The organism is Anabaena sp. CA = ATCC 33047 (genome assembly GCF_963870205.1).
Classification (GTDB): Bacteria; Cyanobacteriota; Cyanobacteriia; order Cyanobacteriales; family Nostocaceae; genus Trichormus.
Genome location: NZ_CAWMSA010000068.1, coordinates 24,720 through 47,144, shown reverse-complemented (window position 1 = coordinate 47,144; position 22,425 = coordinate 24,720). Strand labels below are relative to the sequence as shown.

The following is a 22,425-nucleotide window of genomic DNA, read 5'->3' as shown; positions in this document are numbered from 1 at the left end:
TTAGTTATTAGTTATTAGTTTTTCTCCCTCATCTCCCCACTCCCCTGATTAACTCTGCCAGTGTGGGGGAAATCTCTACTGTTAAGGTCATAGGATGATTTAGTTGTCTGGTTTTTTCTGGTAAACTGGCTACGGAAGCGGTGGTACGTTGGCGAATTTCGGCTAGGGTTTCTAGTGGTTGCAGTCGTTGACCTTGTTTGACTACTAATTGCAATAGGGGTTGTTCTCCAGGTAGGGGAGTTTCGCTGATTAATCCTAGTCTGTCGGCTGTAATTTGATTGTCGGCAAATGTCCGAAAAATTTGCTTACGTCCGGGATAGGTGACTTTACCCGTGGACTTTTTCATTACCGGGATACCGTCAATTTCTACGAGTTTATACACTCCATTCACAGGTGAACCGGTAACTAATTTCGTTCCTAGTCCATAGCCATCAATTGCTGCACCTGCGGCTTGGAGTCTGGCAATTTCCCATTCGTCTAAGTCACCGCTAGCAAAAATTGTCACGTTGGGAAGGAGCGATCGCACCTGTTGAGATAAAGTGATTAAGTCTCCAGAGTCTAACCTGACTCCTGTTAACTCCATCTCTCCCGCGTTAACTTTTACGGCTAAATGTTCTGCCGCCGCGACAGTATCATAAGTATCAATTAACAATGGCGCACCAGGAAAATAACGATGGAATGCTGTAAAAGCTTGTTCTTCACTGCCTTCCATCGCGGATAACGCCATAACCAAGGCATGAGCCATCGTACCACTAGGCTGTTCACCCAGTTGTAGCGCGGCTAACACATTGGAGGTGGCATCTAAACCCCCGGCTAAAGCTGCCCTGGCTGCCCACAATGAGGCTTGGGGACTAAATGCCCGTCTCGTGCCGAATTCTAAAAGTCTAGCCTTCTCACCTGCGACATCCCGCAGACGTGCCGCCCTGGTTGCTATCAGGGTTTGGTAGTTGAGGGTATTTAATAGATAAGTTTCAACTAATTGCGCTTGCCATAAAGGTGCTTCTACACGCAATAATGGCTCATTGGCAAAGACTGCTGTTCCTTCTGGTACTGCCCACACATCCCCAGTAAACCGTCCTTCAGCCAACAATGACCAAAAGCGAGGGCTAGCTTGGGCAAAAATCCCTGTTGCTTGTAATGCGGCTATCTGTTCGGGACTAAAGCGCAGGTTTTCTAAATATTCCAACGCTTGCGCCAAACCCATTGCAATTAAATAGCCAAAACCCTCTGGCACACGCCTGACGAATAACTCAAAGCAAGCCCGTCGTTGTTCCACACCTTCACCAGTATAACAAGCTGCCATTGTTAACTGATAAAGGTCTGTGAGAAGGCTGTATTCTGCCGCAGAGATATCTAATTTTGGTTTCTGGTGGCTATCCCAGACCGGGAAAGGTGACATACCAGAGCTTCCTTACAAAAATGGTTGCTTGTATTATGGTAGAATTTACCATAACGTCTGTCAAGTATAAAAATTATAAACAGCAAAACCCTAACTATTCCCTGATCCTTCCTGTTCCCTCGACCGCAGCACATTAGTAGGGTGTGTCAGATGTTAAACATCTGTGTTTTTACCCAATTATCGCGGCTGACGCACCCTACACGACACTTAGCCCTCGTCGTCAGGATTGTTTTGTTAGGCTGCATCCGGCCTGGACTCGTAACTTTGTCGGCAATATGTCATCAAACCATTAATTAACTTTTTTTAATGGTTAATTTCATTAAAAAGAAAATAACCAAAATCACCCAGGATTGACGCAACTGACACATTAGTAGGGTGCGTCATCGGAAAATCTGCCAGATGAGAGATTGATATTTACGGAAATTAAATATTTAACATCAAAATACAAACTTATCAGCAAATTTAGTTAAGTTCTGATGTTTTCTTCTGTAATTTTACTAAATTAATGTAAAAATAATACGTATTGTTTAAGACAAACTATCAAAGGAAAAAATTACTACAGCAAAACCAGACTACAAATCATAATTAAACATTAACTAGCGTTATCAGGGATGAATGGGATGAATAGGCTGTCCTTTTATGTAATAGTGTTACAGGGTTTATTTTTAGGCATCACATCTGCAAATGCTCAATCATTACCTCATGGTGTAGTCCAGAAAATGGTTGATAACAACCAAAAAACAAATGTAGCAAAAAATACAAATAAACAACTGTGGGTAATTGAGCCAAATCAACAGGTACAAAATAAACCGTTTTTTTGGGTAGTTAAAGATACTAAAAAATCAGGGGAACAACCATTATTAAAAGTGGGTAAACCGACAGATAATCCGGTAAAGAAACCTGAGAGCGCAACTAAACCAGAGAAAAAAGATGATGGGGAAGAATTTGATACAGTAATTAAAGATACGGAGAAATCAGCAGGATTATTTACTATATATCATCATCAAGAAAAGAATAAAATTTATCTGGAAGTAAAACCAGAACAACTCAATAAAAATTATTTAGCGACTGCAACCTTGGAATCTGGGATTGGTGAAGAGGGAATTTATAGTGGATTGCCATTACAAGACTTTTTATTTTATTTCCAACGGGTAGATAAAAACTTATATTTTGTAGTGCGGAATGTGAATTTTCGCACACGGGAAGGTGATCCACAAGTGCGATCGCTCGCCCGTTCCTTTAGTGATTCGGTTCTCTATGCTTTGCCGATTAAAAGTATTCATCCCCAACGCCAAAGTTTACTGATTGATTTGGGTGACTTACTACTGACAGACTTATCAGGATTAGCTCTGAGTATAGGTATGAGTGCCAACACAGATCAATCCTATTTTGGTGATGCGAAAGTTTTTCCCCAAAACTTAGAGGTGGAAACAATTTTGACTTTCTCAGGTAGTAGTAATCAAGCAAATCCAATGCAGGGTTTTACAGCCCTGCCTGATAGCCGTGGCTTTACTTTGCGGGTTCACTACAGTCTCTCGCAATTACCAAACAACAATTATCGTCCCCGATTAGCTGACGAACGTGTGGGTTATTTTATCACTGCCTACCACGATTTATCTGAACATGAACGCGATGAACCGTTTATCCGTTATATTAATCGCTGGCATTTAGAAAAAGAAAATCCCAACGCACCGATATCTCCACCAAAAAAACCGATTGTCTTTTGGATTGACAACGCTGTGCCTTTAGAATATCGCGATGCGATTAAAGAAGGCATACTAATGTGGAACAAAGCCTTTTTGAAAGCGGGATTTAAAGATGCGATTGTAGCCAAGCAAATGCCAGATCATGTTACCTGGCATCCGGCAGACATCCGCTATAATACGATTCGCTGGATTAACACAGTGGATGGTTATTTTGCGATGGGGCCATCTCGCATTAATCCTTTAACTGGGGAAATTTTAGATGCAGATATCTTAGTAGATGCCGGCTTTATCCGCTATCTCAAGGGTAACTATCGTCAACTCATCCAACCAAGTCAAAGCAAAACTCGCACTTCTTTATCAGGATTAATCCGCGATCGCCAGCTTTGTAATTATGGTAGAACTACCAAAGACAACAGCACAACTGAGCCAAATAAATTTTTGCAACGGTTAGCCCAATTAAGCAGCAAGTATGATGTGTGCTACGGCATCGAAGCAGCTAATCAATTTGCTTTTGGTTCGATGGCGATGTCATTACTACAAGACAACGTACCCAGCCAAAAACAAATACAACAATACATCCATGAATATTTACGTTTAATTATCGCCCACGAAGTGGGTCATACTCTCGGTTTGCGTCACAACTTCCGGGGTAGCACTTTCCTACCACCAGAAGCGATGAATAATCAGGAGATTACCAGCACTAGAGGTATGACAACTTCGGTGATGGATTATATTCCTCCCAACATTGCACCCCCAGGCACAAAGCAGGGAGATTTTTTCCCCAGCATCGTCGGGGTTTATGATGAGTGGGCAATTCAGTATGGTTATACCCCAATTCTAGCCGCCAACCCCATAGCAGAAAAGCCGATGCTGCAAGCGATCGCTAACCAATCTGAGAAACCGGAGTTGAGTTATGCTACAGATGAAGATGTCTATGGTCTTGATCCAACTGCCGATGCCTGGGATTATAGCAGCAACGTCCTAGTTTATTCACAGTGGCAACTAGATAATTCGCGGTTGATGTGGGAACGTCTGAATAAACGTTTTCCGTTAGCGGGTGATAGTTATAGTGATGTCAGCGATCGCTTTAATACAATTTTGAATAACTATTTTCGCAACATCTTCTACACTACTAAATATATAGGTGGACAATCATTTTACCGACTGCATGGTAGGGAAAGAGTATCTACTAAACAGCGATTACCATTTGAATCAGTCCCCCTAGAAAAGCAACGACAAGCATTAAACACACTACAAAAATATGTATTTGATGAGAAGGCTCTAAATTTTCCCCCGGAATTGCTGAATAAATTAGCACCTTCACGGTGGCTACACTGGCGTAGTTTTCCGCAGATGGGGCGGTTAGATTATCCCATTCATGATTTAGTATTGCTCTTGCAGGGTGCTGTTTTGCGGGAATTGCTAGCAGGCGATCGCCTCTCCCAACTTAAGGATTTGGAACTGAAAAACCCACCAGAAAAATCACTGACGTTACCAGAACTGTTTGATACATTGCAAACCGGAATTTGGACAGAGGTACTACAACCAAAAGGCGGAAAACTCAAAATTACCAGTTTCCGCAGAGGATTGCAAAGAGAATATTTAGACATTTTAATTCGTATGGTATTACGGCAAGAATACGTACCAGAAGATGCACGCTCGCTAGCATGGTATAAACTTAGACAATTGCATAGCAAACTCCAGCAAGTAAACACCCGCGACGCATACACCAAAGCCCACATTTTGGAAACCCGCGATCGCATTGAGAAAGCTTTAAATGCACCGTTGCAGGGGAATTAATCACCCTTGAAGACAGATGTAATTTTGATGTAATTGCAACTCCTACGTGAGTAGTGCGATCGCCTTCCCACTGTCCTCACAATTTCCTCACATTTTTTGTCTAACCTTAAGATAGCGATTCTTGTGTAATCGCGTGTATTGCCTCCTGATAGTCAGTTGGGTTGCACAGAAACCTCCGTCAAGTCTCAAGTACAGAATTCACACAACTGGCATATTACTAGGGTGCGTCAGATACCAAAAATACGTTTATTGACAGCATTTAAACAGTCTGACGCACCCTACAAGATTCCTAAAGTATCGTTTTTGACTCATAAGATAATCTCACAGAAACCCGACTGGTAGTATTTACAAGGAGTTTTGATTACACACGGAATTACTCATCTTGTAAAACAGTCACAAAAAGAACTTTTTTCATAAACCAGGTGTAACAATATGCTGCAAAAATTTTCTCATCGGACAGAAGCCGGACAGCTATTAGCTGCTAAGTTGTCAGAATATGCCCATCGGGACGATGTTCTGGTTTTGGCACTTCCCCGTGGGGGTGTACCTGTAGCTTACGAAGTAGCTAAAAATCTGGATGCACCTTTAGATGTTTGCTTGGTGCGGAAACTCGGCGTACCAGGACATGAAGAATTAGCGATGGGTGCAATTTCTACAGGTGGGGTACGTGTGATTAATGAGAATGTTGTTGATTGGTTGCGAATTCCCCAAGAAATTATAGACGCTGTAGCAGCCAGAGAAACCCATGAATTACAACGCCGCAATCAACTTTATCGAGGCGATCGCCCCTTACCAAACATCACCAATCGCACCATCATTTTAATTGATGATGGCATTGCCACAGGTGCCACTATCCGGGCAGCGATCGCCACAATCAAACAACAACAACCCCGCGAATTAGTTTTAGCCGTTCCCGTAGTTGGCACATCCACCTATGAGGAACTAGCCCCAGCATTAGATAAACTTGTCTGTGTATTGATGCCAGAACATTTATCTGCCATTGGTATCTGGTACGAAGATTTTTCCCAAACAACTGATGCAGAAGTTTGTCACCTACTCGCCAGGCAAAAACAGTTGATTGCTAACGGCTCATAACAGGAGGTTGAGTTTATGAATCCGATATTGACACAACATCCCCACGAGTATATAGTATCAGTCTCAGCAGGTGAGGTCAACCTAGAAGGCAACTTATTCATCCCAGAAGGTGCCACAGGCATAGTTTTATTTGCTCATGGCAGTGGTAGCAGTCGCCATAGTCCCCGCAATCGCTATGTAGCCGGAGTTTTACAACAGGCGGGACTGGCTACTTTATTAATTGACTTGCTCACGGCTGAAGAAGAAGCCATTGACATCCACACCAGACATTTACGCTTTGATATTGGGTTATTAGCATCCCGGCTAGTAGGGGCAACAGATTGGCTGGCTCAACATCCAGAGACGCATAATTTAAACATTGGTTACTTTGGCGCAAGTACAGGCGCAGGTGCAGCTTTAGTAGCAGCCGCAGCCCGTCCAGATGTTGTCAAAGCTGTTGTTTCTCGTGGGGGACGGCCTGATTTAGCCACCTCTGCATTACCGCAAGTCAAAGCACCGACATTATTAATTGTCGGGGGTTATGATACGCCAGTAATTGCCATGAATGAGAGTGCTTTAGCACAGTTGCGCGCAGAAAAAAGCTTGAAGATTGTGCCTCAAGCTACTCACTTATTTGAAGAACCCGGCAAATTAGAAGCTGTGGCACAACTGGCGAGTGAGTGGTTCACAAGTTATCTCAAATGAAGTTGCATCCAATCAGTGATGGATGTAGAGCTGACTTTTCACGTTATGTGGAAAAGCTAACGTGAAACCTCACCCCCTAACCCCCTTCCCTACTAGGGAATGGGGAAAACTCAAAGCCTCTCTCCTGGCAGGGGAGAGGTTTGGAGAGGGGTTTTCCATATCCCGTGAAAAGTCAAATGTAGAGACGTTGCATGCAACATCTCTACAGTAGATAACAACAAATAAACTTCCAGATTCCAGATATTTCTGGAAGCTACCTATACAATTAAGTAAGAACACTCAGAGATTGATATCAGGATGAGTCGTTCTAGAAGTTATTTGTGTCATGGCTTGTGAACTTCTTAATTGGTTGTGCTGTTTGGGCATATAAAGGTTGGGTGGGGGAACTGTATCCCCCAGATACTCGTGCTACAGATTTTCTCTATCTCTACAGCCGTCGTTTTTCTGCTGTAGAAGGTAATACTACCTTTTATGCAGTTCCTAACCAAGAGACTATCAGCCGATGGGCGGCTGAAACACCTCCAGGCTTTGAATTTTGTTTAAAATTACCACGGGAAATTACCCATAAAGGCTTACTCACACCTTACATACCTGCTGCTTTAGAATTTTTAGCAGGGATGCAGCCTTTAGGTACACATCTCGGCCCCATATTTGCCCAGTTACCGCCCAGTTATAGCCCAGTATTAATTGATGATTTGGCTAAGTTTTTAGAAGCTTGGCCGCGTCAAGCATCACCATTAGCATTAGAAGTCAGACATCCTGACTGGTTTAAGGAACCTCACACCAGTAAATTGACACAGCTTTTAGAAAATTTAGGCGTGGGCAGGGTGTTACTAGATTCGCGTCCAATCTATACTGGCAAAGATGACCCCCAGTTTAAATCAGAACGACGCAAGCCTAAAGTACCCTTACAATTCAGCGTTACAGCACCTTTTAGTCTAATTCGGTTGATTTGTCATCCTCAGTTGTCAGTCAATCAGCCGTTTATGGAAGAGTGGGTTAAACAGATTCAACAATGGTTGCATTCTGGAGTCAAAATTTATTTCTTTATTCATTGTCCCTTAGAAGAGCGATCGCCTCACACCGCCCGTTATTTTCAACAGCTATTAGAACAGCATGGTGTAGCAGTTCCGCCCCTCCCCTGGAATCAACTAGACTCTCCACCTAATCAACTAAGCCTCTGGTAAAACTGGGAAATCGGAGGCAGCAGAGGCAGCAGGGGAGAACCACTAAGTAACTAATCACTAATAACTAATGACTATATAGTAATTTCTGTCTAATGGCTGAGAAATTATACAAACTAAACTCATGAATTTTTAACTTTTGTCTGATATTGGTTCAATACTAATATCAAAACACGCGATAATAGTTATCATAATACTTTGTTGATAAAAACTTATTCACTCGTATTTGTTTTAAAAAAAGGGGTGATGCCCCTCTTGCAAAAATTCATCCAACACGGTTCAACAAACCAGAAAAGTCATTTTGTTGAAGCGATAGTTGTTTAAGCTGTTATACCCAAGGAGGTTTAGATGAGTCGTCTTCTTTATGAAAGTGCAGTTTCATACAAAGGATATCTCATCATCCCATTTGTTTTTGGCAAAGCAGACCAATACGAAATTTATTCGTATAAACTCCTGTCAGAAATAGGTAGGAAAAGTCAATTTCATCAAGCAGATAATCCGGCGGAAATTTACGGTAATAGCATCAGCAATATTATAGAGATTGCCAAAGAACATATCGACCAAAATGCAGACTTTATCAGTCAAGGCGACAGCTTTCAATCTCGCTATGTTTACCGCCAAAATTTAATTATTCTCTTTGAAAGTCACGGTAAACATTTCTACGACCATTATCTCCCAGAGTTGTTAAATAACATTGCTGCGCCCAAATTATTTACATCTAAATATGACTGTCTCACATGGGTTCAACAAGGAGTTGATGAGCAATATCTACGCCAGAGGGTGATGTAGGAAGCAGAGGGCAGGGTGCAGAAGGCAGAGGGGGAAAATCCCATGCCCTGTGCATCAATGCCTAATCCCTCATTCCTTGAGCAGCAGGTAATATATAGAACCCGTGCTGACTGTAATACCAGCGCGATCGCCTGCTACATCTCCATAACCTAAGAAATAATCTACCCTGCCAGGCCCTTTGATGGCACTACCTGTATCTTGATCTAGCACAAAGCGGCTAACTCTCCGGTTGACTAATTGCCCACGGCGGTTAGGATAAGGAAACGTGCCATTTATTACAGCTAAAGCACCAGGAGGCAATAAAGCTTTATCTGTCGCTATGGAACGTTCTGGAACTAGCGGCACGCCTGTACTACCTGTAGCGGGTTCGCCGTTAGTTTCCTTAAAAAATATGAACCGTTCCCAGCGTGGTAAATAGTTATCCATCGATTGGGGATTTTTCTGGAAATAGCTAATAATCCCCGGCATATTTAGCTGTTCTTTCGAGAGTTTACCATCTTGAAACAGCAATCTACCAATACTTGTCCAGGGGTAATCAGTTCCACGCGCAAAACCTACACTCGTTTCAGTGCCATCAGTTAGCCGTAGCTTGGCTGAACCTTGGATATGAATCATGTATGCTTGAAAGCGATCGCGTAACCAAAACATCTCTAAACCCTTTAATCGGCTTTTATTCCCCAACAAGCCGTCTACCCCTTCTAATTCCTCCCGTTTGGGGTGGGGTTTCGTCCATTGGTCAAAGTCTGACGGTACGCGATAAATGGGATACTTATATTCTGCCGTCGGTGTGCGACTAGCTTGATAAATTGGTGCATAGTAAGCCGTAAACTTCACCCTACCCTTACCATCATCACCCACAGACTTATAAAAAGCAAATTCCCGCTTGACATTTGCTTGCAGTTGTGCAGGAGTCTTAGCCGTAGCTACCAATTGGCGGAAACGTTGTAAACTGCGGCGTACTCTATCGCGGGTAATTTCTTTGATAGGGTAATTGTTATAAGCGTTGATAGCCCTGTCTGAATTTAAATAACTGAGGCTATTGTCAATTGATTTTAATAGAGATTGGCGATCGCGTCCTAAACCACCATGTCCGAAAAATAACTGTTCATCCCAACCTAAACAAGCACTTCGGGGTGTACAAGTGCCAATATCAATCAGTTTTAAAGGTGCTGGTGCTGCGGTTGGTGTCGTGGGTGCCGTTGGCGACACCTGACTAACAGCTATCGGTAACGGCTGAAATAGGGTAATTCCCAAACCCAAGGAAAATAAAGCCAGTGTTTTTTTCATTTGTCACTCATCTCAGCTTCACATCTTCGAGATGTTTTTTAACACACACTAAGACTTTTCCTTCTAGCTTTAGTTTCCGTCTTTCATCACTGTAGTAGACTCACACAGCTAAAGTGATGCCAAAAAATTGTAGGTTGGGTTGACGGAGGAAACCCAACACCAATATCTGAGTTGGGTTGTGCTGCGCTTAGGGCTTTCCCAAAAATCAATTATCAATCTTGTGGGGGAGCCACTGCGTTGGGCGGCTGTGCCGACTTGTAGCAAGTGGTGTTGGGCATCCTGCCCGCCCCGAATATATCGCCAGTTTCAATCCCTAATAACCCAAGTTGCGGGTAATAGAAGATAAAAAAGAATATGGTTGGTGTAGGCACAGTAAATGAGGGGTTGTCAGAACTACAACCTTGATGAAAGTGCAATTAGGAATGTTCAGTGTAGTTGAAGAGCCAGTAAATTTGCAACTTAGTCAATAAAAGCTCGTTGCAGAGTGTAGGCAAAAATAAAAGCTTGCAACTTCAGTAAAAACCCTTCAAATGTCACCGCATGAATCGATTTGCGAAAACAACTGGTAATGCCGCTAAACACGGTTTCAATGTAATGACGAATAGACTGTTTAATGTAGTGAGTCCACGGCGCATCTTGGCGTTTAGAGTTACTTTTTCGCATGACTTGCATCGAGACTTGACTTGTTTTAATCAAGTCATCTTCCACAGTGTAATCAAGATAGGCACAATCAGCATATACTTGGCTTCCTGGCAGTAAATTCAAGGGTAAAGCACTTAATCCCCGTATATCCGTGGCACTAGCTGGCATGAACACAAATTCCACCGGAATACCTGTTTTGGTTGTTAACAACTGTACTCTCACTCCATAAAAATAACGTTTCTTCGATGCAATATAACCCCGATATTCTTCTGATTGAATCAATTTCGCATTAAAGATGCGAATGTTATCACATATCGGCACAGGAAATGAGTCTAAAAGATATTCCGTATTTTCACTAATTTCTTTGAGTACCATTCCTACTTGATGAAATAAATCGTTGATCAACATTGAGACTTTGTGTAATCGCCGATTAAATCGTGATTTTTCTAACATTTCTGGAATCAAATTATGCTCTTTCATATAGCTACAAGCCTGACTATGATTCCCACCAAAGAAGATTGCTGCAATCATTGCAGTTGTGATAATTTCTGCATCACTCATTTGGCAACGAATATCATCTTTATGTCCAATCGCCTTTAATAAGTCATCTATGACAGAATAGATCGTAACTATTTCATTTAACATTTGTCCCTCCTCTTGTCTTGTCTGGAGGGATTTTCTTGTTTCTCTACCTTTGTGTCATCTCTCTTTGGACTAACTAGCAACTTGGGTTAATAGGGATTAGTTAATGTTGCAACACGGTGTCGGCGATATCCTCCGCCCTAAAAGTTCCTTTTTGTTTCAATCCCTAATAGGGATTAGTTAATGTTGCAACGTCACCAGCTAGAGCCATACCCTCGGCGTGAGCGTTTCAATCCCTAATAGGGATTAGTTAATGTTGCAACAGCAGCAATGATATTTAAGATTCGGTCTGTCCCCGTTTCAATCCCTAATAGGGATTAGTTAATGTTGCAACTATCTAGGGATTATTGCTCTCATTAAATTCTACAGTTTCAATCCCTAATAGGGATTAGTTAATGTTGCAACTAGGGTTTCGCTGCGGCAATCCCAATAAAGAAGCAGTTTCAATCCCTAATAGGGATTAGTTAATGTTGCAACATGATCACTTTTGATGTATCTATCTAAAAGTTTGTGTTTCAATCCCTAATAGGGATTAGTTAATGTTGCAACTGCTCATTACCTACTCTACTCCTGCGTTAGCTATGTTTCAATCCCTAATAGGGATTAGTTAATGTTGCAACGACCCTCGATGCCATGAAGTAATTGTCAGGGTTACACCTGTTTCAATCCCTAATAGGGATTAGTTAATGTTGCAACCCGACACTGCGTACACCAACCAGCAGTTGTCTTAATTTTGTGGTTTCAATCCCTAATAGGGATTAGTTAATGTTGCAACTGCTGGGGGCTACATACGAGCCATATCAAAGTGATTTTTCAGTTGTTTCAATCCCTAATAGGGATTAGTTAATGTTGCAACGGTGCTAGTTGATCGTCTACTTAAAAAGTCTAAGTTTCAATCCCTAATAGGGATTAGTTAATGTTGCAACAGGGTTTGGGGCGATGAGTATTATTATTTATGTGCCGTTTCAATCCCTAATAGGGATTAGTTAATGTTGCAACGTTAGTAAACGAAGCTTACCAATATTTACAACAAGTATTACAGGTTTCAATCCCTAATAGGGATTAGTTAATGTTGCAACCTGAGGGTGATCTTTTTCCCGATACCCGCACCAAGGAGCGTTTCAATCCCTAATAGGGATTAGTTAATGTTGCAACCACCCAGTTTTCTTAGTTGCTCTAATCCGTTTCTGTTTCAATCCCTAATAGGGATTAGTTAATGTTGCAACCAATACCACCGGAACTACAGCTACTACAGCTACGAGTAGTTTCAATCCCTAATAGGGATTAGTTAATGTTGCAACTACAGGGTATTATCCCTCGCAGATATGGCATCGAATACAGAGTTTCAATCCCTAATAGGGATTAGTTAATGTTGCAACTTTGCCTACTGGTACAGTATATATACCTGTACTCACATTAGTTTCAATCCCTAATAGGGATTAGTTAATGTTGCAACTGCGGCAACCGGAAAGCTAATGTATATGAGGTTTTCAAGGTTCAGATTCGCGGATGGGTCTATCATAACACGAGGAAAATGTCAGTTGATTTATACAAATCGCTGAAACCCTTGCTGTATAAGGTGCGCGGATGGTTTTAAATAAATTTTTCTGCAAAAGCTTGTGACACAAGGAATACAGCCATTTTGCTTTAACACCAAATTTGTACACCTACCCATCCGCGCAATTGAATACTTTCCGCCCCTACGGCAACCAAAAATCAGGCAGAATAGATTTACCTAATTCTCGCACTGTTTGATTAACTTTTCTAGCCACTTGTATATGGGCTTCGTCTGGCTCAACGGGTAAAATCTCAGCAGGTGTACCGCTTGCCAAATTAGAAATGACTAAATTTGCCGCTTCTAAACCTGTAACATAAGCTTTCTCCTGTGACCAAGAACCATGTCTGTTAACTATCCAATCTCCACTCATGAATACATTAGCAAAACTGGTCTGAGCAGGTAACATATAACGATAACTACCCGGTGCAAAGTGAGTCACAGCCTGGGGTAAACGAATGATACTACTATCAATTACCTGCGCTTCTCTAAATCCAGGTACACAAGTAGTTAAATATCGCTGCACCGTCCCCACAATTTCCTCATCACTCCAAGTTAAAAACTGATTGGCGTGATAAAAATCAGCCTCAATTACAGTTCCTTCTTCTTGTTTATATTCATCATGTAAAGCATTTAAATCAAAGAATGTCCAGCCTGTAGTATCATCAAAACCAAAACAAGCATTAGAAGGACGTTTAATCTCAACTTTGCGGTCAAACCATAGCCGAGTCGCTAAGACATCTATCGCGCCTAAGTTCTGCAAATTGCGAAACTCTGGGCGACTTTGCAAACTGGGACTATTGGCGACAATTTTTTTCATCCCAGTCACACCCACGGCAAAAATCACAGCGTCCGCTTCAAATACTTCATCACCACAAACTACACCAGTAGCTTGATTATTACTATCAATAATTAAATCTGTAACCCGATGTTTAGGTAATACTTTCGCGCCAGCTTTTTCGATTTTTTCCACCCAGGGACGAAAGATTTTTTCGCCCACAGTTCCCCGACACCAAACTACATCAAAATCCGCTTGATGAGCTAAAATAAAAAAGTACAACATTCCTAAAGTTGCGGCGGCTGAACATTGTTCACCAGGAGCAAATAAACCTACTAATAACATCGGTTCAAATGCTTCTTTATACAGTCGCGCCGACACACCAAAATCTTTAAATAATTCCCGTGCGGTGACAAAATCATAACGCCGCCAAGCTGCATCAGAATTATCAAAGTCAACTACAGAGTAAAGTAATGGTAATGCACTGAGACGGTCGATTAATGGCAACCGTTGAAATTGGGTATAGATGAAAGTACCCAATGGTGTGGGTAGTCTGGGTAAGTCTTGAAAAATTGGTGATTCTACTTCCAAACCCGCCGGGGAATATTGGGCGGAACGAGTCCAGGTAGTGAAGGGATTAATTTCTAATTCGTTGATGAGGGAAAAAATGTTTCTGTAGGGATACCAAAAGCCGTGAATACCTGCTTCTACAGATTTACCGCCGGTTGTTTGCCAACCCGCTACCAGTCCACCGGGATAGGGGCCTGCTTCTAGAAGCGTTACATCATAACCTTGTTTTGCTAAATGGTAGGTTGCACCTAAACCAGCCCAACCTGCACCTACAACTACTACTTTCTTTGATTGTGCTTCCTGTATCATTTTACCATCCAATGGTTACACCCCATCAACTAATTTATCTGATGTTGGGTTCAATGTTCCCTCGCTCATCCAGGCTAAATTGAAGGCTGTTAACTTGACACTCATTTGGGGAAAAATATATCTGACTAATTTTAGGTAGATATTTGCAGCTTACCCTATGAAAACAGCCGTATCTTGGCTGATTGGCAAACGCAGTTTATTCCAAAGCCAGATTTTCATTTTAGTGGCGATCGCATCGCACCTGCTGATGGGCTGTACTACTCATCAGCCAATCGTCAATCCCAACCCCAATCCATCGCCAATCAACGGCAATAGAGTATCCAGAAGGGCAAGGGAAAGGCAGGGAACAATTTATAAAAGTTATACTGTCTCAGCTAGTCCCCTAGAAAATCTACCCCAATTGACCATAGGATTACAACCTATACCCAGTCAAACCGCACCCGAACTAATAGTCAAACCCTTAAAAGATTACTTGGAAAAATACCTAAGACGAAAAGTTGAGATCAAAATTGCCCAGGATGAACCAGAAATTATTGATTGGTTGATGCAAAACCGGATAGATATTGCTTATTTAGAGCCTTTCACCTATCTGGAAGCACTAGAAAAGCAAGCCCAAATTCAACCTTTAGTAACTGCAATAGACAAACATACAGCACAACCTTGGTCTCGGTCTGGTATAGTTGTCAAAGCCAACAGCACCATCAACAGTTTACAAGACCTCAAAGGTAAGCGCGTTGCTTTTGTGAAGAAACCATCTACTTTTGGCTATCTTGTACCATTAGCTCAACTGACAAAACAGGGAATTAATCCTGAGCGTGATTTTGCCCAAGTCATTTACACTGAGAATTATAGTCAGAGTCTGGCAGCACTAGAAGCTGGTATTGTTGATGCTGCCGCCACTCATATTTCCTTCTACCGTCAGCAGCAAAAAACTGGTAAACTCACACCGCAAAACTTCAAAATTATTTGGGAATCTACCCCCATCACCAATTTTCCCATAGTCGCATCCAACAAACTACCCCCTGAGTTAATACATCAACTCAAGCAAGCATTTGTGAGTAGTCTAGATACTCTAGAGAATCTGGGAGACAGGGAATCATCTGGATATACTCTTGTTGTTCCTGCCGACTATACTCCTATTCAAAAACTCCGCCAAGAATTAAAATTAATATCTCCCGCGCAATCATGAAAATTTATACCAAGTTACTCACAAGTGCTGCTGTATCTGTTGGACTGGTAATAGCTATCCTCATGGGCAATATGATAGTGGTTCAGCAAATTAAGCGCACTATCCTAGATAAAAGTTATGAAAGTACAAAAACCCTGAAAGCTGCTGTACAAGCAGACAATGCCTTAAAGTCAGAAATTTTGCTGCTCAAAAATGCTGTTTTGTTGCAGAATCAAGAGCAAGACATTAAAAATGCTCGCCATCAGTTTATAGAGTCTCTGAATCAATTAGAAAGCTTCATGCCCAATGCGCCAGAAATTGCTGTAATTCGTCGCCGCCATCAGTCTCTACACCTCATGGCAAATCAATTAATTCAACAAAATCCTCAAAACAATCAACTGGCAGATTCGCAACAATATTTTCGCGCCATCAATTCCTTTAATCGAGATATTGAGTTATTTCTTAACCCTTTAATTGAACGTGCGGAACAGCAAAGATTATTATTAGAACAAGATTTGGAAAACCTGCAACAAGTACAGCGAATTATTGCCTTTGTGGTTGTGGCGGTGATTTTGATTGTCTTTGCTGCTACATTGGTGCTGATTTGGCAGCCAACAATTAAGGCTTTGTACAGTTTACAATTAGGAACAGATGAGATTGCCAAAGGTAACTTCAATTATCGGTTGCAAATTCGCACAAATGATGAAATTACTGAATTGGCTGAAGCATTTAACCAAATGGCGGTTAAGTTGGCTAAATCGCGTGAAACATTGCTAAAAAATACAGAATTAACTGACATCAACCAACGTTTAGAGTTAGAAATTGCTGAACGCAAACAAGCTGAGTTAGAATTACAAAAAGCTTTAGAAGAATTACAAAGTACACAAGCCCAACTAATTCAAACCGAAAAAATGTCTAGTATCGGTCAGTTGGTAGCTGGAATAGCACATGAAATTAATAACCCGGTAAATTTTATTTATGGCAATGTAATTCATGCTAGTGAATATACTCAAAATCTCTTAGAGTTAGTCAATCTCTATCAAGAAGAGTTTCCCATGGCAGGGGAAAGCATTCAGTTCAAAGCTGAGGATATGGATTTGGAATTTATCCAAGAAGATTTACCGAAAATTCTCGATTCGATGAAAATGGGTTCTCAGCGCATTCAGCAAATTGTCTTGTCTTTACGCAATTTCTCCCGTCTGGATGAAGCTGAGATGAAAGAGGTGGATATTCACGAAGGTATTGATAGTACATTGTTGATTTTACAAAATTGCTTCAAAGCGAAACCAGACCAAGCCAAAATTGAGATTATTAAGGAGTACGGACAGTTACCTTTGGTAGAATGTCATGCCGGGCAGTTAAATCAGGTATTTTTGAATATTATTAATAATGCCATTGATGCGCTCAATAGTTATAATTCCCAACGTTCCCAGTCAGAGATTAAGGCGAATCCTAGTCAGATTAAAATTCGTACCGAACTGATGAATCATGACCGAGTAGTAGTGAGAATTAGCGACAATGGCCCAGGAATGTCCGAACAAGTGCGACAAAAGATATTTGACCCCTTTTTCACCACCAAACCTGTAGGTAAAGGTACGGGGTTAGGCTTGTCAATTAGTTACCAAATTATTGTAGAAAAGCACTCTGGGGTGTTGCGGTGTGAGTCAGCACCGGGTAAAGGATGTGAGTTTTGGATTGAAATTCCGTTACGTCAGCAAGCAAAATCAGTAGTAGTCAAAAAGACGCTGGGAACACAGCAAGCGATCGCCTAGTAACCCCAAAGGAAATTTTAGCAATTCATCAGTCCAAAGGATCAACACGATTCAGTAAAATCGCTAGTGGAATCATTGGTAAGCCTACGAGCAAACAAATTAACCATTGAGATAAATTTAGAGGAGCAGTATAAAATAAGATATTCATCAAGTTCCATTGACTGAATATAATCTGTAAAATTACTGCACAACCAATGCCAATTCCCATGACTGAGGCATCATTGAATGTTTGTCTGATTCCCCGCAATCGATTAATTATTGCCATTCCTAATTGACTAATACTTAATAGATAAAATAATCTCCCCGCTACTAACGCCTGAATTGCCATTGTGCGGGCTAAAGCAACATTGCCTGTGGTTTGTCGTATCCATTCAAATACACCAAAAATCAAAATCCAGTTAAAGATAGAAATTGTGAAAATACGCTTGATTAAACTGCGGGAAAGTAAGGGTTCGCGGGGACTGCGTGGCGGTTGTTGCATGACTCGCTCTGACTTAGGCTCAAAGGCTAAGGGTACTGTCATGGCGATGGAATTCACCATATTGAGCCACAGCACTTGTAAAGACAAAATCGGTAATACTCTAGCTAGTAGCACACTGATTAAAATTGTCATCGATTCACCGCCATTAACAGGTAAGATAAAGGCGATCGCTTTCAATAAATTACGATATACAGTCCGCCCTTCTTCTACCGCCGCTTCGATAGAGGCGAAGTTATCATCAGTCAAAATCATGTCTGCGGCTTCTTTTGCCACCTCCGTACCCGCGCCCCCCATTGCAATCCCAATTTCTGCTTGTTTTAAAGCTGGTGCATCGTTGACACCATCCCCAGTCATCGCCACAATTTCGCCTTGAGATTGCAGGGCTTCCACAATGCGAAGTTTTTGTTCTGGTGCCACACGGGCAAACACTGAACCATCTTCTATTGCTGTAGCCAGTTGGGATTTATCCATTTGGGCGAGTTGGCTACCAGTGAAAGCCAGAACTTCACCATGTTGATTAAAGCCCATACGTTCGGCGATCGCTCGTGCAGTTACCGCATGATCACCTGTAATCATTTTCACTTGGATGCCAGCATTTTGACAGGCAGCTACGGCGGCGATCGCTTCCTTCCTGGGAGGATCAATCATACCTTGCAATCCCAAGAAAACTAAATCTTCTTCAATATCTGCATGATCAACTGCATCTTGAGCAGGTGAAACAGATTTTTTCGCAAAAGCTAGCACCCGTAAACCCTGATGAGCCATAGCATCAACTTCTTGATGTATGGTTTCTGGAACTATAGCAGTTAGATTCCCCCCAGCGTCTAACATTTGCCGACAACGTTTGACAATCGCTTCTACCGAACCCTTAACATAGATAGTTCTCCCACCTGAAGCATTTTCCCCATTCCCATCTTCATGCAAAGTTGCCATGTATTGAAACTCAGACTCAAAGGGAATCACATCTAGTCTGGGCATTTCTTGTTCTACATGACGGCGATACAGTTCCACTTTATTAGCCACAACTATTAATGCTCCCTCTGTGGGATCACCGACAACCTGCCATTGCCCTTCCTTTTGTTCTAAATGAGAGTCATTACATAACAACCCTGCTTTGAGACATTCTGCCAACACCGGAGAATCATCCCAATTTATGGCTTGTTCATCTAATAAAATTTTGCCTTCGGGAGCATATCCCGTACCAGTTACCGTATACTTTTTACCCCCAGCATAAATTTCTTGTACAGTCATTTGGTTCTCGGTGAGTGTCCCAGTTTTATCAGAACAGATGACTGTCGCACCGCCAAGAGTTTCCACGGCTGGCAACTTTCGCACGATCGCATGACGGCGTGCCATCCGGGAAACACCTATTGCTAATGTCACCGTCACTACAGCAGGTAAACCTTCAGGAATCGCACTCACAGCAAAGGCAACCGCCGCTTCAAACATATCTGCCCAGGAATTGCCATATCCCAACCCGACAGCAAACGTCAGCGTGGCTATACCGAGAATGATGTATAGTAAAGTACGGCTAAATTTATCAAATTTCCGAGTCAGGGGAGTTTTCAGGCTCGTGCCTTGCTCCATCAGTTGAGAAATCCGCCCGGTTTCTGTGGCTTCACCAATCGCCACTACAATACCTTTACCAGTACCGAAAGTCACAAAACTACCAGCATAAGCCATATTGGTACGTTCTGCTAAGGGTGCATCTAAACTCAGGGGTGGGGTGTTTTTTTCCACCGCCACTGATTCCCCGGTGAGTGCTGATTCATTGACTTGCAGATTGCGAGATTGTACCAGACGCAAATCTGCGGGGACTTTATCACCAGAAGCGAGTAAGACAATATCCCCTGGTACTAACTCAGTTGAGGAAACTTGTACCTTTTGATGGTTGCGGATGATAGTTGCATTGGTTTGGACTGAAGAAGCTAAAGCGGCGATCGCACTTTCTGCTTTTGATTCTTGAATAAATCCAATAATGGCATTAATCAGGGTGACACCCCAAATTACCCAAGCATTTACCCACTGTCCAATAAAAGCCTTAATTGCACCTGCAATTAGCAAAATGTACAGCAACGGCTGGTTAAACTGCAACAAAAACCTCACTAATGGACTTTTTCCAGGTTTCGCCTTCAGTTCATTAGCACCAAAACGTGAGCGACGGTTTGTCACTTCCTCAGCAGTCAAACCGGTATCAAGATTTGTGTCTAACTCTTGAGCCACCCTAGATGTAGGCAAATTATGCCATTGCTGTGACTGCATAGCAATTTTATCTGTTGCTGTCATTTGATTAGCCTCATATTTCCCATAGGCAATATATGAAATTCGACACCACCAATTCAGGAATTGGTTCCCCCCTACTCCCCACTCCAGCCATTACGCTTATTGTGGAATACGCCAAGGTTGCCAAGCTTGCTGTTTCACTTGAATATTACCCTGAATCACAACAGCATCCCAACGCGTTGTTTCACCCTCACGCCAAAACTGTATATCTACTAGCGCATGATTAATTTCCAACTGACGCAGGGTGATGTGAGGCAACCATTCTGGTAAGTATGGATCAACGTAAAGCAGGCCATTGGGTGCATCTGCTTGTAAACCGAGCATCGCTTGTAGGAGATGAAAAACCGATGCAGCTGCCCATGCTTGGGGTACATTAGCTTCTAGATAGGGAACTGGAAATGTTCCTGGTTGTCGCTCAATACCAGCGTAGAGTTCTGGTAAACGGTAACTAGCAAAATACCTAGCAGCATCAAAAATACCTTCAGCCACCTGTGCTGCTTCTTGAGCAAAACCATAACGTTTAAATCCCATGGCAATCATACCGTTATCGTGAGGCCAAACTGAACCTAAGTGGTAAGAAAAGGGATTGTATGCAGGATTTTGACTGGATATTGTGCGAATACCCCAACCACTCCACATATCTGGTTGCATTAAGCGTTGCACTACACGCTTTGCGCGTTCAGCACTAATTATACCACTCCACAGGCAATGACCAGGATTGGAAGCCACAGTACGCACGGGTTGTTGATCAGGATCGAGGGTTAAGGCATAAAAGCCTAAATCTTCACACCAAAACTGTGCCTCAAATTTTGCTTGTAGTTTGGCTGCTTGATGACGTAATTCACTAGCGTAGTTACTTTCTCCCAACACAGTAAACACTTCTGCCATTCGCATATAGGCATCAAAAGCATAGCCTTGCAGTTCACACAAGGCTTTGGGAGCATCTACTTGACTACCATCAGGATAAGCGATCGCATCACCGGAATCTTTCCAACTTTGATTTTCTAGTCCATCTGAGGAACGCATTTGATATTCTTGCAAGCCATCCCCATCAAAGTCGCCATACCGCTCAATCCACTCTAAGCAACGTCGAGCTACATCCCGATAGTCTCGCAACAGCGACTCATCACCTAACCATCTCCAAGCCTCATGTAATGCAATCAAGAATAAAGAGGCAGTATCGGCAGCACCATAATAGGGAGAGTGTGGTATTTTATTAAAATACGCCAGTTCACCCATGCGTATTTCGTGCAGAATCTTTCCCGGTTGAGCATCTCGCCAATCATTATGAACCTGCGCCTGAAATTCTGCCAGTTTCTGCAATGTACCCCTGACAAAACCAGGATGCACCATCATATTTTGCAGACTAATAATTAAACTATCTCTACCAAATAAAGTCACAAACTTGGGGACACCAGCCGCAGGTATCCAAGTATCGCCACTAAATTTGTAGTCATACAAACGCAAAGCCCCCAAATCTTCTATAGATTGCTGGTAAATTCGATTAATATCTTCATCAGCAGAGCTAATATTAGTAACATTGTCTTGCCATTGTTGTTGCACTTTGTCTAACCCTGTTTCAATGGCTTGCTGATAAGACAAGTCTACTGGGCGACGAACATATTCGTTATCTGCCAAGGTGTAAACACAACAAGTATTCCAAGTTGCCCCAGGTTCTAAGGTAATCTCAAAAATCATCCGCCCATTGCCATAATGCGGCTGTACTGGACAGTTGGCTAAACGATAACTAAGACAACGGAAAAAATCATCATTGCTATAGGTTGTTACCAGTTCACTTTGTTCTTTATCCCATCGCGTTTCGATGCGACCGCGACGTACAATATTTTGTGACTCAACTTCAAAAATATCAGCAAAGTCTGAACGTAGGGCTATTTCTAAATTGAAATGCACCTTCTTCTGTCCATAATTGGTGATTTGCAACTCTTCCCTGATACCTTCGCTAGCAACCCGACTAATAATTAGTGATAGAGTTCCTTGAGCGTATAACCCATCATCGGTTGTAAATACTGGATTGATCAGATAAATACGAGCTGCATAATAAGAGGTGGTTGTAGAGGTCAGACGTATCCAGGTTTTACCGTTGATATAACAGGCATAGTAACTCAAAAACCGAGTATCATCTGAAAAAATTCCTTGTGAAGTTTCAGGGTGAATATTGCCCCATAAATCAGACACCATAAAGGTTCTACCATGATTGATGGTTAAATTGGGAGGCCCTACATTTATTCTCATCTGTTACTCCATAAATCCTTGCTTACCA

Annotated in this window: 13 protein-coding genes and 1 CRISPR repeat array; of the genes, 7 read left to right on the top strand and 6 right to left on the bottom strand. The window is 42.1% G+C overall.

Features of this window, described 5'->3' with window-relative positions:
* Positions 1-28: 28 nt before the first annotated feature.
* Positions 29-1,399: a nicotinate phosphoribosyltransferase gene (locus AACS98_RS20515; protein WP_066383373.1), complete on the bottom strand. Its 1,371-nt coding sequence runs from the start codon at positions 1,397-1,399 to the stop codon at positions 29-31.
* Between the two features lie 620 nt (positions 1,400-2,019).
* Here AACS98_RS20515 and AACS98_RS20510 point away from each other — a divergent pair.
* The 5 genes from AACS98_RS20510 (at position 2,020) to AACS98_RS20490 (ending at position 8,657) form a co-directional block, all read left to right on the top strand.
* A complete protein-coding gene (locus AACS98_RS20510; RefSeq protein WP_066383371.1) occupies positions 2,020-4,905 on the top strand; it encodes a zinc-dependent metalloprotease in 2,886 nt (961 codons plus the stop codon).
* 432 nt (positions 4,906-5,337) lie between these two features.
* Positions 5,338-6,000, top strand: a complete 663-nt coding sequence (locus AACS98_RS20505) for a phosphoribosyltransferase (RefSeq protein ID WP_066383369.1) — start codon at positions 5,338-5,340, stop codon at positions 5,998-6,000.
* A 15-nt stretch (positions 6,001-6,015) separates the two neighbouring features.
* The gene (locus AACS98_RS20500; protein WP_066383366.1) at positions 6,016-6,684 is read left to right on the top strand and encodes a dienelactone hydrolase family protein; all 669 of its coding nucleotides are present in this window, start codon (positions 6,016-6,018) and stop codon (positions 6,682-6,684) included.
* Between the two features lie 332 nt (positions 6,685-7,016).
* Positions 7,017-7,871, top strand: a complete 855-nt coding sequence (locus tag AACS98_RS20495) for a DUF72 domain-containing protein (RefSeq protein WP_066383364.1) — start codon at positions 7,017-7,019, stop codon at positions 7,869-7,871.
* 345 nt (positions 7,872-8,216) lie between these two features.
* Positions 8,217-8,657 (top strand): hypothetical protein, encoded by a 441-nt coding sequence (locus AACS98_RS20490; protein ID WP_066383362.1) that lies wholly within the window; start codon positions 8,217-8,219, stop codon positions 8,655-8,657.
* 69 nt (positions 8,658-8,726) lie between these two features.
* Here AACS98_RS20490 and mltA read toward each other — a convergent pair whose 3' ends face one another.
* The 3 genes from mltA to AACS98_RS20475 all read right to left on the bottom strand — a co-directional run bounded on the left by mltA (position 8,727) and on the right by AACS98_RS20475 (position 14,440).
* Positions 8,727-9,944, bottom strand: a complete 1,218-nt coding sequence (gene mltA, locus AACS98_RS20485; protein WP_066383361.1) for a murein transglycosylase A — start codon at positions 9,942-9,944, stop codon at positions 8,727-8,729.
* A gap of 459 nt (positions 9,945-10,403) precedes the next feature.
* On the bottom strand, positions 10,404-11,231 hold the full coding sequence (locus AACS98_RS20480) for an IS982 family transposase (RefSeq protein ID WP_066383360.1): 828 nt from the start codon (positions 11,229-11,231) through the stop codon (positions 10,404-10,406).
* A 153-nt stretch (positions 11,232-11,384) separates the two neighbouring features.
* A CRISPR array of direct repeats spans positions 11,385-12,684; the repeat unit is 37 nt; unit sequence GTTTCAATCCCTAATAGGGATTAGTTAATGTTGCAAC.
* Positions 12,685-12,928: 244 nt separating this feature from the next.
* Positions 12,929-14,440, bottom strand: coding sequence for a hydroxysqualene dehydroxylase (locus AACS98_RS20475; RefSeq protein WP_066383357.1), 1,512 nt, complete (start codon positions 14,438-14,440; stop codon positions 12,929-12,931).
* Between the two features lie 157 nt (positions 14,441-14,597).
* On the opposite strand from AACS98_RS20475, the gene phnD reads away from it, so the two are divergent.
* Both phnD and AACS98_RS20465 read left to right on the top strand, forming a co-directional pair.
* A complete protein-coding gene (gene phnD, locus AACS98_RS20470; protein WP_066383356.1) occupies positions 14,598-15,629 on the top strand; it encodes a phosphate/phosphite/phosphonate ABC transporter substrate-binding protein in 1,032 nt (343 codons plus the stop codon).
* The gene (locus AACS98_RS20465) at positions 15,626-17,380 is read left to right on the top strand and encodes a sensor histidine kinase (RefSeq protein ID WP_066383354.1); all 1,755 of its coding nucleotides are present in this window, start codon (positions 15,626-15,628) and stop codon (positions 17,378-17,380) included. The genes phnD and AACS98_RS20465 overlap by 4 nt, the downstream gene beginning before the upstream one ends.
* 28 nt (positions 17,381-17,408) lie before the next feature.
* Here AACS98_RS20465 and AACS98_RS20460 read toward each other — a convergent pair whose 3' ends face one another.
* The gene (locus tag AACS98_RS20460) at positions 17,409-20,147 is read right to left on the bottom strand and encodes a cation-translocating P-type ATPase (RefSeq protein WP_066383348.1); all 2,739 of its coding nucleotides are present in this window, start codon (positions 20,145-20,147) and stop codon (positions 17,409-17,411) included.
* Between the two features lie 96 nt (positions 20,148-20,243).
* A complete protein-coding gene (locus tag AACS98_RS20455) occupies positions 20,244-22,397 on the bottom strand; it encodes an amylo-alpha-1,6-glucosidase (protein WP_084386948.1) in 2,154 nt (717 codons plus the stop codon).
* Between the last annotated feature and the right edge of the window lie 28 nt (positions 22,398-22,425).